13 protein-coding genes and 1 pseudogene are annotated in these 16451 nt (G+C 71.0%); 12 read left to right on the plus strand and 2 right to left on the minus strand.

What is annotated here, in order from left to right; all coding sequences use genetic code 11:
- Positions 1-86: 86 nt before the first annotated feature.
- A complete protein-coding gene (locus OYE22_RS17585; protein ID WP_277321295.1) occupies positions 87-932 on the plus strand; it encodes an oxidoreductase in 846 nt (281 codons plus the stop codon).
- Positions 933-1382: 450 nt separating this feature from the next.
- Here the strand turns inward: OYE22_RS17585 and OYE22_RS17590 are convergent, their stop codons facing one another.
- The gene (locus tag OYE22_RS17590; RefSeq protein WP_277321296.1) at positions 1383-2234 is read right to left on the minus strand and encodes an HAD family hydrolase; all 852 of its coding nucleotides are present in this window, start codon (positions 2232-2234) and stop codon (positions 1383-1385) included.
- 449 nt (positions 2235-2683) lie between these two features.
- On the opposite strand from OYE22_RS17590, the gene ssd reads away from it, so the two are divergent.
- The 7 genes and pseudogenes from ssd to OYE22_RS17625 all read left to right on the plus strand — a co-directional run.
- Entirely contained in the window at positions 2684-3787 is a 1104-nt protein-coding gene (gene ssd, locus OYE22_RS17595) for a septum site-determining protein Ssd (RefSeq protein WP_277321297.1), read from the plus strand.
- Positions 3784-4941, plus strand: a complete 1158-nt coding sequence (locus OYE22_RS17600; protein ID WP_277321298.1) for a TadA family conjugal transfer-associated ATPase — start codon at positions 3784-3786, stop codon at positions 4939-4941. The genes ssd and OYE22_RS17600 overlap by 4 nt, the downstream gene beginning before the upstream one ends.
- Positions 4941-5918, plus strand: coding sequence for a type II secretion system F family protein (locus OYE22_RS17605; RefSeq protein WP_277324181.1), 978 nt, complete (start codon positions 4941-4943; stop codon positions 5916-5918). Before OYE22_RS17600 ends, OYE22_RS17605 begins: the two co-directional genes overlap by 1 nt.
- A gap of 306 nt (positions 5919-6224) precedes the next feature.
- A complete protein-coding gene (locus OYE22_RS17610; protein ID WP_348652218.1) occupies positions 6225-6803 on the plus strand; it encodes a type II secretion system F family protein in 579 nt (192 codons plus the stop codon).
- Between the two features lie 35 nt (positions 6804-6838).
- The gene (locus OYE22_RS17615) at positions 6839-7060 is read left to right on the plus strand and encodes a DUF4244 domain-containing protein (RefSeq protein ID WP_277321299.1); all 222 of its coding nucleotides are present in this window, start codon (positions 6839-6841) and stop codon (positions 7058-7060) included.
- 37 nt (positions 7061-7097) lie between these two features.
- Positions 7098-7493 carry a TadE family type IV pilus minor pilin gene (locus OYE22_RS17620; protein WP_277321300.1) on the plus strand — a complete coding sequence of 132 codons (396 nt, stop codon included), beginning with the start codon at positions 7098-7100 and terminating at the stop codon, positions 7491-7493.
- A 64-nt stretch (positions 7494-7557) separates the two neighbouring features.
- Positions 7558-7884 (plus strand): annotated as a pseudogene (locus tag OYE22_RS17625) (Rv3654c family TadE-like protein); the annotation flags it as partial.
- Positions 7885-8134: 250 nt separating this feature from the next.
- On the opposite strand, the gene OYE22_RS17630 reads toward OYE22_RS17625, so the two are convergent.
- Positions 8135-10660 carry a DEAD/DEAH box helicase gene (locus OYE22_RS17630; RefSeq protein ID WP_277321301.1) on the minus strand — a complete coding sequence of 842 codons (2526 nt, stop codon included), beginning with the start codon at positions 10658-10660 and terminating at the stop codon, positions 8135-8137.
- A 54-nt stretch (positions 10661-10714) separates the two neighbouring features.
- Between OYE22_RS17630 and bldG the strand changes: the two genes are divergently transcribed.
- The 4 genes from bldG to OYE22_RS17650 all read left to right on the plus strand — a co-directional run bounded on the left by bldG (position 10715) and on the right by OYE22_RS17650 (position 16179).
- On the plus strand, positions 10715-11056 hold the full coding sequence (bldG, locus tag OYE22_RS17635; RefSeq protein WP_098752640.1) for an anti-sigma factor antagonist BldG: 342 nt from the start codon (positions 10715-10717) through the stop codon (positions 11054-11056).
- A 141-nt stretch (positions 11057-11197) separates the two neighbouring features.
- The gene (locus OYE22_RS17640; protein ID WP_277324183.1) at positions 11198-11647 is read left to right on the plus strand and encodes an ATP-binding protein; all 450 of its coding nucleotides are present in this window, start codon (positions 11198-11200) and stop codon (positions 11645-11647) included.
- A 983-nt stretch (positions 11648-12630) separates the two neighbouring features.
- On the plus strand, positions 12631-15033 hold the full coding sequence (locus OYE22_RS17645) for a sodium-translocating pyrophosphatase (RefSeq protein ID WP_277321302.1): 2403 nt from the start codon (positions 12631-12633) through the stop codon (positions 15031-15033).
- Between the two features lie 537 nt (positions 15034-15570).
- On the plus strand, positions 15571-16179 hold the full coding sequence (locus OYE22_RS17650) for a small secreted protein (RefSeq protein ID WP_277321303.1): 609 nt from the start codon (positions 15571-15573) through the stop codon (positions 16177-16179).
- Positions 16180-16451: the final 272 nt, after the last annotated feature.

Raw genomic sequence — 16451 nt, forward strand, 5'->3', positions numbered from 1 at the left:
TGGACGGGTGGGGCTGGATGCTGCTCTTGGTGAAGAAGACCACTCCAATGAGGGGCGCGGCCTCCGATGTGCGTAGTGTCGTACTCATGAGTAGTGCGACATCCGATCCGCTGTCCACATTGGTGGCCCTGCCTGGGGTCGCCGACTCCGTCGACGCCGTCCGTAAGGCCGTTGACCGGGCGTACGGCCACCGGGTCATGCGCCGGCGCAGCCACGAGGTCACGGCCGAGGCCGCGCTGCGCGGTGCTCGCGGGTCGGCGGCGCTCGCCGGTGCTGACTGGGCGCTGGAGGAGGTGCGGCGGCGCACCGACTTCGGCGCGCAGGGCGAGCCGCGCACCGTCGGCGCGGCCCTGCGCCTCACGGCCGAGGCCGGGCAACTGCTCAGCGTGTGGCGGCAGTCGCCCCTCCGGGTGCTGGCCAGGCTGCACCTCGTGGCGGCGGGTGATGTCGCGCGAGGCGAGTCGGCGGACGGCGAGACGGATGTGGTGGGACGGCCCAGGCTCGCCGGCGAAGGGGTGGACGAGCCCCTGATCGAACTGCCGTTGCCGGACGCTGACGAGGTGGCGGGTCGACTGGATGGGCTGGCTCGCTTGCTGCTCGCGGGCACGGAGGCTCCTGCGCTGGTGGTCGCGGCTGTCGTGCATGGGGAACTGCTCGCGCTGCGGCCGTTCGGCTCGCGCAACGGGCTTGTCGCTCGCGCCGCTGAGCGGGTGGTCCTGGTCGGTAGTGGGTTGGACCCCAAGTCGATCTGCCCGGCTGAGGTTGGCTACGCCGAACAGGGGCGGGCCGAGTACGTCGGCGCCCTTGAGGGCTATGCGTCGGGAACGCCTGAGGGAGTCGCCGCGTGGATCGTGCACTGTGGTCGGGCGGTCGAACTCGGGGTTCGCGAGACCACCGCCGTGTGTGAGGCGCTCCAGCGCGGAGCGGCCTGACGCACGGCGAGGCTCCTCGTCACGCGTGGGGTCGGTCGCGACTTCGCATGGACCTCAAGCGCCCCGTGCCGCCATGCGCGGGCGGGGGTGTCGCGAAGCTGGGCTGGTGGCGCTGCCGCCATGGGCGGGCCGACGCGCTCCTCGTGTTCCGCGGGCAGAGTTGCGGCGGCACCAGTTGCCTGTGGTGCCGCCGCTGGCACATCCGCTCGGTTACCATGCGTGCTCGAAACTGTGCCCATCAGGTCGGGAACTTTGCCCGCTACCTGGTGCGGCTGGCCCGTAATCGACGGGTCGGCGTCGCGTGGGTGCCGAATGTCTGTGCGCGGTCCGTGGGGCCTTGATACGAAGGGCTTCCTCTCGGATGTCCCCTGGTCTCGCGGGCCGTTGATTCCTTTCTACTCCCCTCGGTGAGGAAGCGGAACCCCCTCCCGCAGATATTTACTTTTGGTGTCAAACCTGGGCACTCTGCGCGGCCTGCAAGGCGAGAGCGCGTGTGGGCGTACGACGTCGAGATGTGTACCAGACCAGCCCCGCCGCGGCGGCGGCTCCTACGGCAGCGGCTGCCGCCAGCACCGGGGGCGGCGGCATGGACAGCGAGGGGACGCGTTGCTTCAGTCGAACCGGACGGTTGAAGTTGAGGATGGGCCAGCCGCGAGCGCTCGCTTCTCGGCGCAGGCTGCGGTCGGGGTTCACGGCGTGTGGGTGGCCGACTGACTCCAGCATGGGGACGTCCGTGACGGAGTCGCTGTACGCGTACGAGCGCGACAGGTCGTAACCCTCGGACTCGGCCAACTCGGCTATGGCTTCGGCCTTGGTGGGGCCGTACGCGTAGTACTCCACCTCGCCCGTGAAGCAGCCGTCCTCGACCACCATCCGGGTGGCCACGACCCGGTCGGCGCCGAGCAGCGCTCCGATCGGCTCGACGACCTCCGCTCCGGAGGTGCTGACGATCACGACGTCGCGGCCCGCCGCGTGGTGCTCCTCGATGAGGGAGGCGGCCTCGTCGTAGATGATGGGGTCGATCAGGTCGTGCAGAGTTTCAGCCACTATCTCCCGCACCTGCTGTACGTTCCAACCGCGACAGAGCGCGGAAAGATATTCCCGCATCCGCTCCATCTGGTCATGGTCGACGCCTCCGACAAGGAAGACGAACTGTGCATATGCGGTGCGTAGTACGGCTCGGCGGTTGATCAGGCCGCCTTGGTAGAAGGACTTGCTGAACGTGAGAGTGCTCGACTTCGCAATGACCGTCTTGTCCAGATCAAAGAAGGCGGCTGTGCGCGGCAAGGAGTGGTTTTCCACAAACTGAGCATAGGGCCCACCATTCGGCGTAAGCGGCGGCGAGTGGGTTTGCTTAGGAAGGCCCTCGGGTACACCATGGAAGTCACGGATCGTTCGCGACCGTGCTAACCCCGTCCGGCTCCTCCCCCCCCGAGTCGGTCGTGGGGACGACCCCCGCTCTCCCCCCCGGCGGGGGTCGTCGCATGTCCAGACGTCTTTCGGCGCGTCGCTCTTGATCATTTTTCTTCCCCGGTGTCCGTTCGTCGCGCTTCCACCATGAGTCTGCCCTGTAACCCTGCGTAATCGCGGCGTTGGCGTGGAAGTAGCCGGTTTAGGGGACGGCGATATTCACAACCGACGAGTTATCCACAGTTTTGGACCAAGATCCCCGAGATTTCTCGGATCGCTGCACAGTCGATTCCCGCGATGTTCGCGGGCTCGACAGCGGGTAGCGAGATGAGGAGGGGACCATGGCTGGAACTAACGCCTCCGGTCAACTGGGAGAGGCCACCGATCTACGGCGTAGACCGCTGATCGTGACGGAAGACGAAGGGCTTCTCGACGACTTGTTGCGGTTGTGTGCCGCGGCCGGCTCGGCACCGGAAGTGGCGCATGGAACGCTCGCCGGCAGCAGTGGTTGGGAAGGCGCGCCACTGGTTCTCGTCGGCGACGACTGCGCACGGCGCTTGGCGGGCGTACCCCGCAGGCAGGGCGTGCTGCTCATCGGCCGAGACCTCGATGACCCGGGCATCTGGCGGCGGGGCATCGAGATGGGGGCCGAGTGCGTGCTCTTCCTGCCCGATGCCGAGACCTGGCTCGTGGACCGGATCGCCGACGTCACCGAGGGCGTGGGCGACCAGGCCGTCACCGTTGGCGTCATCGGGGGCAGGGGCGGCGCCGGAGCCAGCACCCTGGCCTGCGCCCTCGCGGTGTCGGCCGCCCGGGCCGGGCAGCGCACCATGCTCATTGACGGCGATCCGCTGGGCGGCGGCCTCGACGTCCTGCTCGGCGGGGAGAGTACGCCGGGCCTCAGGTGGCCGGCCTTCGCCGAGTCGCAGGGCCGGGTGGCGGCGGGAGCGCTCGAAGAGTCGCTGCCCGAGCTGCACTCCCTGCGCCTGCTCAGTTGGGATCGGGGCAGCGTGGTGGCCGTTCCCTCGCCGGCGGTCCGCTCGGTCCTCGCCGCGGCGCGCCGCCGGGGCGGTGCCGTCGTGGTCGACCTGCCACGACGCGTGGACCAGGCCGCAGCCGAGGTGCTCACGCAGCTCGACATGGCGCTCCTGGTGGTGCCTGCCGAGCTGAGGTCCGTGGCGGCGGCCCACCGGGTCGCCTCCTGTGTGCGGATGGTGTTGCGCGATCTACGGGTCGTGGTCAGGGGCCCGACCGGGGACGGGCTGGCCGACGAGGAGATCGCCCGGCTGCTCGACCTGCCGCTGGCCGGCGAGCTGCCGCCCGAAACGGGCCTGCTCGCGGCGCTGGAGTCGGGTGAACCGCCGGGTGCGAGCGAGCGTGGTCCGCTCGCCAGGTTCTGCGCCGACTTCTGGGCTCGGGCGTTGCCCAGTGGGGGTGCCGCATGAGCAGCGCCCTGTTGGACGCCGTGCGCACCCGGTTGGCGGGCAGCGGAGCGGACCCGACGCCGGCGCGAGTCGCCGCCGCGTTGCGGGCGGAAGGACGGCTCCTCGGTGACACGGAAGTCCTGGGGGTCGTCCAGGACCTGCGCTCCGAACTGGTGGGTGCCGGGCCCCTCGAACCGTTGCTCGCCCTCCCGGACGTCACCGACGTGCTGGTCACCGCGCCCGACCAGGTATGGATCGACCGAGGCGCGGGGCTGGAGCGCACCGAGGTTCGGTTCGCCGACGCGGCAGCCGTGCGCAGGCTCGCGCAGCGGCTGGCGGCCGTGGCCGGTCGCAGGCTCGACGACGCGAAGCCCTGGGTGGACGCCCGACTACCGGACGGCACGCGGCTGCACGCCGTGCTGCCCCCGGTCGCCGTGGCGAGCACGTGCCTGTCGCTGCGCGTGGTGCGTCCCCGGGCGTTCACGCTCGCCGAGCTGGTGGCGGCGGGCACGGTGCCACCCGGCGGGGAAGCGCTGCTCCGGGCGATCCTGGACGCGCGGCTTTCGTACGTCATCAGCGGCGGCACGGGATCGGGGAAGACGACCCTGCTCAGCACCCTGCTGGGCCTGGTGGGACCGGGCGAGCGCATTGTGCTGGCCGAGGATTCCGCGGAGCTGCGACCTGACCACCCCCATGTCGTACGGCTGGAGACGCGCCCCGCCAACCAGGAGGGCCGTGGCCTGGTGACGTTGCGGGACCTGGTGCGGCAGGCGTTGCGCATGAGACCCGACCGGCTGGTGGTGGGCGAGGTTCGCGGGCCCGAGGTGACGGACCTGCTGTCGGCGCTGAACACCGGCCATGAGGGCGGCTGTGGGACGGTCCACGCGAACGCGGCGGGGGATGTTCCGGCCCGGCTGGAGGCGCTGGGCTCGACGGCAGGACTCGATCGGGCGGCGCTGCACAGCCAGTTGGCCGCGGCGCTGTCCGTGATCGTCCATCTGGCCAGGGACCGGCGGGGCCGCCGGCGGATCGCCGAACTGCACGTGCTGGAGCGCGATCGGGAGGGGCTGGTGACCACGGCGCCCGCGGCGCTGTGGAGCCCGCACGGATTCCAGCGGGCGCCAGGCTGGACCCGCCTGGAGCAGTTGTGCGCGCGGGGAGGTGGCGGCGCGTGATGGGTGGCGCGGTGACAGTTGAGCCTCTGGTGCTGTGTGCCGTAGTGCTCTGCCTGGTCGTGCTCCTGTGGGACGGCGCGGGTTCGGAACGCCACCTGCGGCGCGGCAGGCTGATACTGGCGGACTGCGCGGTGCCCCCGTCGGGCATCGGCAAGTCGAGGCCAGGCGAGCGCATGGGGCCGAGCGGCGGCCTCACGCGTCTGCTCGCTTCCTTGGGCCAGGGCGCTGGCTGGCCGCGTTGGCGCGAACGACTGCCGGGCCCGGTGCGGCGATGGGATCTCGGTGGCGAGCTGGCCTGCCTGCCGGCGGGGTGTGTCCTCGCCTTGCTGACCGACTCCGTACTGCCCCTGGTCGGTGCCGCCCTGGCGGCTCCCGTGGGCTGGCGGTGGCGCCGGGCCCGGGCGGTGGAGCGACACCGAGCACGAACGAGCGCGGCAGTGATCGCACTCTGCGCCGCCGTCTCCGGCGAACTGCGTGCCGGGCGGCAGCCCGGAGAAGCCTTGCGGGTCGTCGACGTGGCGGACCTGCCCGACGGGTGGGAAGCGGTCACGACGGCCGCGCGCTTCGGCGGCGACGTGCCCACCGCGCTGCGTGAGGTGGCCCGGTCGCCGGGTGCGGAAGGGCTGGCGGGGGTGGCCGCGTGCTGGCAGGTAGCGGTAGACGGAGGCGCGGGGCTCGCGGACGGTCTCGATCGCGTCGCGGCGGCTCTGCGTGCGGAGCGGAACCAACGTGAGGAGTTACGCGCGCAATTGGCGGGCGTGCGATCGACGGCGGTGATGCTCGCCCTGTTGCCCGCGTTCGGGCTCGTGCTGGGCAGTGCGCTCGGTGCTGGCCCGCTGCATGTCCTCCTCCACACCCCCGCCGGTCTGAGCTGCCTGCTGCTCGGTGTGCTGCTGGAGGTGGCGGGCTTGGCCTGGACCGCACACATCGTTCGTCGCGCCGCAGGCTTGGCGAAACACACCACAAAGCAGAACTAACAGGGGCGATTGGGTGAGCGCGTGATGGTCGGAGAAGTTATCCACAGGCTGGGGACGGTCGTTTCGCTGGCGTGCTTTGCTGGTTGTGCGGCGCTGGCGCTCAGCGCCGCGCGGGCCCGGCGCGGCAAACGGCGGTCGGCCGCACTCTGGCCAGACGGTTCGCGTGCTCCGCAAGGAGGCGCGGCCCCGGTGTGGCGCCGTTGGTCCCCCTTCGCCCGGCCGGCTGCGACACGGATCGGGATCGTACGAAAGGGCCTGACGGCCGGCGGCTGCGGGTGCCTCGGCCCCATCCTCCTCGACGGCTGGATGGGGTACGGAGCGGGGCTCGCCCTGACGTACGGCACCTGGCGGTGGCAGCGACAGAAGCTTGCCGGGCGCGAAGGTGAGCTGGCGGAAGGAGAGGCCGGCGCGGCGAGCGGCGCGCTGTCGGTCGGACAGAAGGCGCTGGCCGAGTCACAACTGCCGCTCACCGCTGAGATGTTGGCGGCCTGCCTGGCCGCGGGAGCGGGACCGCCGGAGGCTGCCGAGGCGGTGGGGAACTCGCTGGGCGGCCCCCTGGGTCGGCGGCTCGCCTGGGCGGCGGCGGAGCTGCGCCTCGGCGGCGAACCTTCCGCCGTCTGGGGACGCGTATCCGCCCTGCCAGGCGCTGATGGGCTCGCGCGGGCACTGGAGCGAGCAACGGTGACGGGCGCACCCGCTGTCGAGCCCGTCACGCGCCTGGCCGCCGACTGCCGAGCGGATCGCGGCCGAGCCGCCACGGCCAGGGCCAGACGCGCCGGGGTGCTCGCCACCGCGCCGCTCGGTCTGTGCTTCCTGCCCGCCTTCTTGCTGGTGGGCGTGGCGCCGGTGGTCATCGGGCTGGCCGACGGACTGCTGACTACCTGAGCAACACACAACAACGACGAGGAGATGAGAGAGACATGGGGACGATCAGGCTGGTGCGTTGGGGCGTCCGACGGTGCGTGAACTGGCGCGCGGCGCTTCGGAGCAGGCTGGACGCGGGGATGGCGACCGCCGAGTACGCGGTGGGGACGATCGCCGCGTGTGCGTTCGCGGCCGTCCTGTACAAGGTGGTGACGAGTGAGACCGTCACGGGTGCGCTCCAGTCAGTCATCCAGAAGGCGCTCGATGCGCAGTTCTAGGAGTCCAGTTGGGCGATCTGGGTGCGGCCCGACGCGTATGGCGAGGACACCAGGGGCCCGTGGTGCGTCTCCTCCACGCCCCGCAGGGCGTGGCGATCGCGGGGCCGTCAGCGCGGAGGCGGCGGTTGTCTTGCCGACGCTGGCCCTGTTCGCCCTGACGTTGATCTGGGGGCTGATGGCTGCCTCCGCGCACATCCAGTGCGTGGACGCGGCGCGGGCGGGCGCCCGGGCCGCGGCGCGTTCGGAGACACCGGCCGCGGCGATGGCCGCCGCTCGATCGGCCGCGCCGCGCGACGCCAGGATCACCATGAGCCGAGAGGGAGAACTCGTGCGCGTGCGGGTCGAGACCCGTACGGCAGGGCCAGGTCCGCTGGCTATGACACTCCAGGGGGAGGCGGTGGCCCTTGCTGAGGACACGGTCACGGCGGGCTGAACCGCGGCGGCCGACCCCTGACGCGGCGAGGTGGCGCGGCGGTGGGAGGTGGAGGGACAGCGGGATGGCGACGATCTGGGTCGCCGTGGCGGCCTCGGCGCTGTGCGTGGTGTTCACCGTGGTGCTGACCATGGGAGCGGTGGTGGCCGCCCGGCACCGAGCGGGTGGTGCCGCCGACTTGGCGGCCCTGGCCGCTGCCGACCACGCGTTGGAGGGCGAACGAGTGGCCTGCGACCTGGCGGAACGGGTAGCCCGAGCGCAGGGCGCGCGCGTGGTGAAGTGCGCGGTACGTGGCGAGATCGCGGACCTCGTCGCGGAGGTGCCGGCGGCCCGGGTGACATCGGTACTCCCCTCCGGAGCGTCGAAGGCGCTGACCCCGCGCGTGCGGGCGCGGGCGGGACCGGCGACCACGGATGTCGCGGCTCCTGTCGGTAGCGTCAGGCAGTTCGGTGCCGTGCGCGGTCCGACGGCGCCGGAGGCCGCCGGACCGGCCTCCGGCGGGACGAGTACGCCACACCCCGCGCCGGCGGCCGTGGTGTTCGCCATAGCGTTGACCTTCCCGGCGCACAGGAGGTCTGCCGGCTCGGCCGCTCCACTGCGCGGACCCAGGCGCTGGCCGACGTTGGGGCCGCCGATACCGGTTACGGCCCGGACTCGGCGGGCGGGGGCGAGGACTGGGCCAGTAGTTCGGCGAGGAGGCGCACGGCGGCCTTCTTGTCCAGCGGGTCGTTGCCGTTGCCGCACTTGGGGGACTGGATGCAGGACGGGCAGCCAGCGGCGCACTCACACGCGGCGATGGCCTCTCGGGTGGCGGTGAGCCAGCGGGCCGCGGTGTGGAAGGCCCGCTCGGCGAAACCGGCGCCACCGGGGTGCCCGTCGTAGACGAACACGGTGGGCAACAGGGTGTCGGGGTGCAGCGGTACGGACACGCCGCCGATGTCCCAGCGGTCGCAGGTCGCGAACAGCGGCAGCATGCCGATCGAGGCGTGTTCGGCCGCGTGCAGGGCACCGCCCAGTGCCTCGGCGGTGACGTCGGCCCGTTCCAACTGGTCCCCGGTGACGGTCCACCAGACGGCGCGGGTGCGCAGGGTGCGAGGTGGCAGGTCCAGTTTCGTCTCGCCGAGCACCTCGCCGGTGATGAGCTTGCGACGGAGGAAGGAGACGACCTGATTGGTGACCTCGACCGACCCGAAGCACAGCCGGGCCTCACCCCAGGGCACTTCGGCGCTGGTCTCCAGGATGGCGATGCCGGTGGTGTCGCGGGCCGTGGTCGAGTAGGGCGGGTTGGCCTCCTCCACCAGGGCGGCCGAGTCCTCCAGGTCGAGGTGGCGGACGAGGTAGGTGCGGCCTTGGTGCAGGTGGACGGCGCCCTCGTGGACGGAGCCGTGCGCGGCGGCGGCGTCCACGGTGCCGAGCAGCCGGCCCGTTCCGGCCTCCACCACCTGGACGGGCTTGCCGCCCTCGCCCCGGATGTCGGTGAGGTCGACGGCCCGCTCCCGCCGGGTCCAGTGCCAGGCGGTGGCGCGGCGGCGCAGCAGCTTGCGCTGTTCGAGCTGCGGCAACAGGCCGGCGGCGGCCGGGCCGAAGAGTTCCAGGTCGGCCTCGGTCAGGGGAAGTTCGGCGGCGGCAGCGCACAGGTGCGGAGCGAGCACGTAGGGGTTGTCGGGGTCCAGCACGGTGGACTCGACGGGCTGTTGGAACAGGGCTTCGGGGTGGTGGACGAGATAGGTGTCCAACGGATCGTCCCGGGCGACGAGGATGGCGAGAGCCCCCTGCCGAGCGCGTCCGGCCCGGCCGGCCTGTTGCCACAGCGATGCCCTGGTGCCCGGATAGCCGGCCAGCAGTACGGCGTCCAGGCCCGCGACGTCGACGCCGAGTTCGAGGGCGGTGGTGGCGGCCAGGCCGAGGAGTTGGCCGCTGTGTAGGGCCCGCTCCAGGGCGCGGCGCTCCTCGGGGAGGTAGCCGCCACGGTAGGCGGCGACCCGGTGACGCAGGCTGGTGGCGACTTCGGCGAGCCGTTCCTGGGCGATCAGGGCGATCAGTTCGGCGCCGCGGCGGGAACGCACGAAGGCGACGGTTCGGGTCCCCTGCACGGCGAGGTCGGTGAGGAGGTCGGCCGTCTCGGCGGTGGCGGTGCGGCGCACGGGGGCGCCGCGTTCCCCGTGCAGCTCGGTGAGGGGAGGCTCCCAGAGGGCGAAGACGAGTTCGCCGCGCGGTGAACAGTCCTCCGTGATCTCCACCGGCGTGACGCCGGTGAGCCGGGCGGCCGACCGCGCGGGCTCGGCCGAGGTGGCGGAGGCGAGGAGGAAGACGGGTTCAGCGCCGTAGCGGGCGCAGACGCGGCGTAGCCGGCGCAGCACCTGGGCGACGTGTGAGCCGAAGACCCCGCGGTAGGTGTGGCACTCGTCGATGACGACGTAACGCAGGGCCCGGAGGAAGGAGGACCAGCGCGGGTGCCCGGGGAGGATGCCTCGGTGCAGCATGTCGGGGTTGGTGAGGACGTAGTTCGCGTAGCCGCGGATCCACTCGCGTTCCTCGACCGGGGTGTCCCCGTCGTAGACCGCGGCGCGGACGCGGGAGCCGAGCGGCGCGGCGAGGTCGGTGACCGCGCGGCGCTGGTCGGCGGCGAGCGCCTTGGTGGGGGCGAGGTAGAGCGCGGTCGCGCGCCGCGTACTGGGCCGTGCGCCGGTGCGCGTGTTCGCCTGGGCCCGGGAGCCCTGACCGGTGGCGTTCGGGTCGCCGGGGAGTTCGGCGCCGTCGAGCAGGGTGCTCAGCACGGGGGCGAGGTAGGCGAGCGACTTGCCGGAGGCCGTGCCCGTGGCGACGATCACAGATTCGCCGCGGAGCGCGTGCTCCGCCACCCGGGCCTGATGGCTCCAGGGGCGGTCGATGCCCGTCGCCGCGATGGCATCGATCACTTCCGGCCGGATCGCTGAAGGCCAGTCGGCATGCTGACCCGTACGCGGGGGCAAGTGCTCCGTATGAGTGATGCGCGCTGCCCGGTCCGCCCCGGCGGCGAGGTGATTCAACATGGCCCGCGGGGAGCGAGGCGTCCCAGCGGACCGAGGGAGTTGATTGTGGGCCATTGACCCAGAGTCTGTCACTGGCGTGGCGGACAATGGGCTCAAGGCGTCGTGCGCGCCTACTGGTAAGTGATTGAATGCCATCGCGGCTGCCGATCCATGGGGGGCGACCGCTCGATGCAAGGTGCTGGAGGTTCCGTGGACCTGTCCCTGTCGACCCGGACCGTTGGCGACCGTACGGTCGTCGAAGTCGGTGGCGAGATTGATGTATACACCGCGCCCAAACTGCGGGAGCAGTTGGTCGAGCTTGTGAACGACGGCAGCTACCACCTGGTCGTTGACATGGAGGGCGTCGACTTCCTCGACTCCACCGGGCTCGGCGTGCTGGTCGGCGGGCTGAAGCGGGTGCGTGCCCATGAGGGCTCGCTGCGCTTGGTCTGCAACCAGGAGCGCATCCTGAAGATCTTCCGTATCACCGGCCTGACCAAGGTGTTCCCCATTCACACCTCGGTTGATGACGCCGTCTCCGCCACCGACTGACGGTGCCGGACGCCCCGCTCCAGTGGTGCGGGGTGGAAGATCGTCGTGGCGGGGGGAACCGGGCTGACGGCCCGGCCCCTCCGCGAGTTCGCCCTTTTTCGGTAGACGCGGAAAAGGGCACGTATGACCGAGGGGGATGGCATGGCCACCGTCGAACTTCGTTTCAGTGCCCTTCCAGAGCACGTCCGCACCGCCCGGCTGGTGGCAGCCGCTGTGGCGCGCCGGGCCGGAGTCGACGAGGCCGTGTTGGACGAGGTGCGGCTCGCCGTCGGCGAGGCGTGCTCTCGGGCCGTCGGACTGCACGTCAGCAATGGTGTCTCGGCGCCGGTGCGGGTGGCCCTGACCGAGGAGGAGAAGAAGTTCTCCATCGAGGTCGGGGACGAGGCACCGCGAGCCGTGCCCGGGCGTGCCACCGATGGTGACGGTGCCGGCGACGTGCTGTCGGGCGATGAGTCCGGCGCCGAGGCGGAAGACGAGATGGGCCTCGCGGTGATCAGCGGGCTCGTCGATGACGTCGAGGTGACCTCGGACGAGGCGGGCGGTGTCATCCGCATGAGCTGGCCCACCGCTGACGCGTCCAACCCTTCTTGATTCTTCGGGCCGTCCCTGACACATCCGGCCCTTGCTGTCGCGTTCACCCTTTCCGGGCGCGCGCGGCTTCTGACGCTGTGGGCTGAGCCCCGGTTCTCTGCTTTCGGCCCCGCCCGAGTGCTCCAGACGCGCCCGAGCTTGATTCTGATGTTGGGCCCGGCCACGCACGCTGTCGGGTCTGGCTGCGACGCGTCGCGTTCGCATGCGCGCGGGAGCCGTAGGCGCGTGGCACCGGTGGTGGGTGACGCCGGGGCGGATGTCGTACGGACATCGCGGCGGGCCGCTGCCCTTGCTGCGGTGGCGCTCGCGTGTGCGCGTTCGTGCGTGGATGCGGTGCCGGCCATGCGTGCGAGGGCGTCGTCGCGCCCGCAGGGGCCGTCTGGGGCGTTTGTGCGTCGCCCTGTCTGGTGGCCGTGTGGTCGGTGGGCGCGCGTGAGGCTGCCGGTGTGCAGCGGGCCCGGCGGGTTCGCGGAGCCGAGAAGTTGGCGGTGCGGCTGCGGGCGCCCCGGGGCGGTCGCGTAGTGACGCTGCCGTGCGCCGGAGGGTGGCGCGCGAGCCGGCGGGCGGGGCGGGCTCGGTTGCGCCCACTTCGCGCCCTCTTGGCGAGGCCGGGACGAGGGGCGTCGCTTCTCGGCGGAGTCGGAGAGTGCGTCATCGGAGCGTAGGAATGTAATGCCCCAAAGCTGTTTATTGTTGTCTTCTGAGGCGAGGGCAAAGCTCTGAGCAGGGGCGTTTATAAGACTCTGAGATCATTTCGTGGGCGTCAGCTTGGTGGGCGCTTTCCTTCGTATGAGGGAAATTGTGGCGGCCGAACCATTTGATCTCCGCTGATGCAGGCGAATTCCCTTAGAGGTGCACTGTTTTGATCTCGCGTTGATCCCTACAATCCGTCCACATCTTGAGCTCAGGACGCCTGAGCGTGGCGGCTGTTTCGCGGTCGCGAAACCGCTGCGCGCCCATGTGCCAAACGTCAAGGAGGACGAATGGCGGGGCCTCTTACCCCTCATCAGCTAGACCTGTCCCCAACCCTGGCCGCTGCCGAGCTGACCGACGGCAACCGATTGATCGTCCTGGTGATCGCCGCCGTGGCGGTGGCGGCGCTGGCCGTCGCGGTCGTGCTCGTACGCCAAGTGCTCGCCGCCGGCGAGGGCACGGACAGCATGAAGGAGATCGCGGCCGCGGTGCAGGAGGGCGCGAATGCCTATCTGGCCCGGCAGTTGCGTACCCTCGCCGTTTTCGCGGCCGTCGTGTTCTTCCTGCTCATGCTGTTGCCAGCCGACAACTGGTCACAGCGTGGCGGTCGTTCGCTCTTTTTCCTGATCGGCGCCGGGTTCTCGGCGGCGACCGGGTATATCGGCATGTGGCTCGCGGTTCGCAGTAATGTGCGAGTTGCCGCTGCGGCGCGTGCCGCGACGCCCGAAGAAGGTCAGCCGCGTAAAGACCTGACCGAGGTTTCGCACGCGGCCATGAAGATCGCTTTTCGTACCGGCGGCGTGGTCGGCATGTTCACCGTCGGGCTCGGCCTGTTGGGCGCGGCCTCCGTGGTGCTGGTCTACGCGGCCGACGCGCCGAAGGTGCTGGAAGGCTTCGGTCTGGGCGCCGCGCTCATCGCGATGTTCATGCGTGTGGGCGGCGGCATCTTCACCAAGGCCGCGGACGTCGGCGCCGACCTCGTGGGCAAGGTCGAACAGGGCATCCCCGAGGACGACCCCCGCAACGCCGCGACCATCGCGGACAACGTGGGGGACAACGTCGGCGACTGCGCCGGCATGGCGGCCGACCTCTTCGAGTCCTACGCCGTGACCCTGGTGGCCGCGCTCATCCTCGGCAAGGTCGCCTTCGGTGACGCGGGGCTGGCGTTTCCGCTGATCGTCCCGGCCATCGGGGTGGTCACCGCGATGATCGGGATCTTCGCGGTGGCGCCGCGCCGCGCGGACCGCAGCGGTATGACGGCGATCAACCGGGGCTTCTTCATCTCGGCGGCCATCTCGCTGGTCCTGGTGGCCGCGGCGGTCTTCGCGTACCTGCCGTCCTCGTACGCCGACCTCGACGGCATCACGGACAAGGAGATCCTGGCGCACGACGGTGACCCGCGGTTCCTCGCCCTGGTCGCCGTCGCGATCGGCATCGTGTTGGCCGCGCTGATCCAGCAGCTCACCGGGTACTTCACGGAGACCACCCGGCGGCCGGTGCGGGACGTGGGCAAGACCTCGCTGACCGGGCCCGCGACCGTGGTGCTCTCGGGCATCTCGCTCGGCCTGGAGTCGGCGGTCTACTCGGCGGCACTGATCGGCCTGAGCGTATACGGGGCGTTCCTGCTGGGCGGCACCTCGATCATGCTGGCGCTGTTCGCGGTGGCGCTGGCCGGTACCGGACTGCTCACCACTGTCGGTGTCATCGTTGCCATGGACACCTTCGGACCCGTATCGGACAACGCACAGGGCATCGCCGAGATGTCCGGCGACGTCCGGGACGAGGGCGCGCGGGTGCTCACCGACCTGGACGCGGTGGGCAACACCACCAAGGCCATCACCAAGGGCATCGCGATCGCCACGGCGGTGCTGGCCGCGGCCGCGCTGTTCGGCTCGTACCGCGACGCGATCGCCGAGGCGGTCAACGACGTCAACGCGAATGTGGCCGGCGAGATGAACCTGAACATGGACATCTCGCAGCCGAACAACCTGGTGGGACTCGTCTTCGGCGCGGCGGTCGTCTTCCTCTTCTCCGGCCTGGCGATCAACGCGGTGTCGCGGTCGGCGGGCTCGGTGGTCTACGAGGTGCGCCGGCAGTTCCGGGAGAAGCCCGGGATCATGGACCACACCGAGAAGCCCGACTACGGGCGGGTCGTCGACATCTGCACCAAGGACGCGCTGCGCGAACTGGCCACCCCCGGCCTGCTCGCGGTGCTCGCACCGATCGCCGTCGGGTTCTCGCTGGGCATCGGCGCGCTGGGGTCGTTCCTGGCCGGGGCGATCGGTGCTGGAACGCTGATGGCGGTCTTCCTCGCCAACTCCGGCGGCGCCTGGGACAACGCCAAGAAGCTGGTGGAGGACGGCCATCACGGCGGCAAGGGCAGCGAGGCGCACGCCGCGACGGTCATCGGCGACACGGTCGGCGACCCGTTCAAGGACACGGCGGGCCCGGCGATCAACCCGCTGCTCAAGGTGATGAACCTGGTGGCGCTGCTCATCGCGCCGGCGGTCGTGAAGTTCAGCTACGGCGACGACGCGAGCCCGGGCCTGCGGGCGGTCATCGCCATACTGGCGATCCTGGCCATCATCGGGGCGGTCTACCTCTCTCGGCGGCGCGGCATCGCGGTGGGTGACGAGAGCGAGCCCAGCGCCGACCGGAAGGCCCAGAGCGTCGATCCCGCGGTGGTTTCCTGAGCCAGATCGAGCGTGACACCGCAGGTCAGGCCGCACGCCTGGCGTACCGCCACCGCATGCCACGCGGTGGCGGTACGCGTTTGGGCGACCCGTACGTCGTGGGTGGCCGCGCGCGGCGGCGGTGCGTGGCGGGTTCTGTGTTCTGCGGAGGGGCTGGCGGCGTTCTGGGTGAGGGGTTCGCGGCGGGTGGTGCGGGGGCGGGGCGCTCTGGGCGCTGGGGCGGGGCGCTGTGGGCGCCGGGGGTAACGCGAGGGCGGGTGGCGCGCATTGGCGCGGCCCGCCCGCCGTGTCGCGGTTGTGACGACCCGTCGGGTCGTGTGATACGGATCGGTCGCGGCGCGCGGCGCGGGTGGCGGCGTGTGGCCGGGGTGGGGAGCGGGTGTGCGGGTGGCCGGGTCGTCCGGATGGCGAGGTGAACGCCACGCCCAGTGCGGCGTAAATAGCCCCAATAGGGCATATAAGGGATGCTCAACTCGTAGCTCTCGCTCTGCGGGCGTGTAAGTTCCGGGGCCGAAGGCCATGGAAGGGACCAATCCGGTGAACAAGAAGCTTGTGGCGGCACTGTCCGGCGGTGCGGCACTCGTACTGGCGCTGACTGGTTGCGGCGGCGGTGACGGCGACGACGGCGACAAGAAGGTCGAGAGCTGGGCCGAGAAGGTCTGCGGCGGCATGCAGCCACAGCTGAAGAAGATCCGGGACGCCAACGCGGCCATTCAGGGGGCCGCCGACGAGCCCGACTCCAAGAAGCTCCAGCAGACGGACTCCCAGGCGTTCCAGCAGATCTCCGACGCCTATCGGGCGCTGGGCAAGTCAGTCAAGGACGCGGGCGCCCCGCCGGTGGACGACGGCGAGAAGGCACAGACCGAGGCGCTCAAGGACCTCAACGCCAGGTCGCGGGCGTACGAGGACCTCAAGACGGCCGTCGACAAGTTGGACACCAAGGACAAGTCGAAGTTCGCCAAGGGCCTCAACGGCATCGCCGAGGAACTGAACAAGCTGGGCAAGAACAGCGACGACGCCTTCAAGCGACTCCAGGAGGGCGAGGTGGGCGAGGCGATGGCCAAGCAGAAGGGCTGCCAGCGACCCAGCGGCGGCGCGCCGGCCCCCTCCCTGGACGCCAACGCTCCGGCGGTCGAGGGCGCCTGACGGGGTGTCGGCGCGGCTCGCGGACTCCGGCGCACCTGACTGGGCGAACCTGACCGGACGAGGCCGCCCGGACAAGAACCGACCAGACGAGAACCGACCAGACGAAACCTGACCAGAGGGACGCGCGCGGGCGCTCGGACGAGTGGCGGTGCGCGAGTGCGCCGGCCGGAGCCCGGTGGGCGCGCCGGCCGACCAGGCCGACCCCTGGCGATCCTCGGAGCCGTCCGACGGTCGCCGCGAGCGCGGGCGAGGGCCCCGTGCGTGCGGATTGA

The organism is Streptomyces sp. 71268 (assembly GCF_029392895.1).
Classification (GTDB): domain Bacteria; phylum Actinomycetota; class Actinomycetes; order Streptomycetales; family Streptomycetaceae; genus Streptomyces.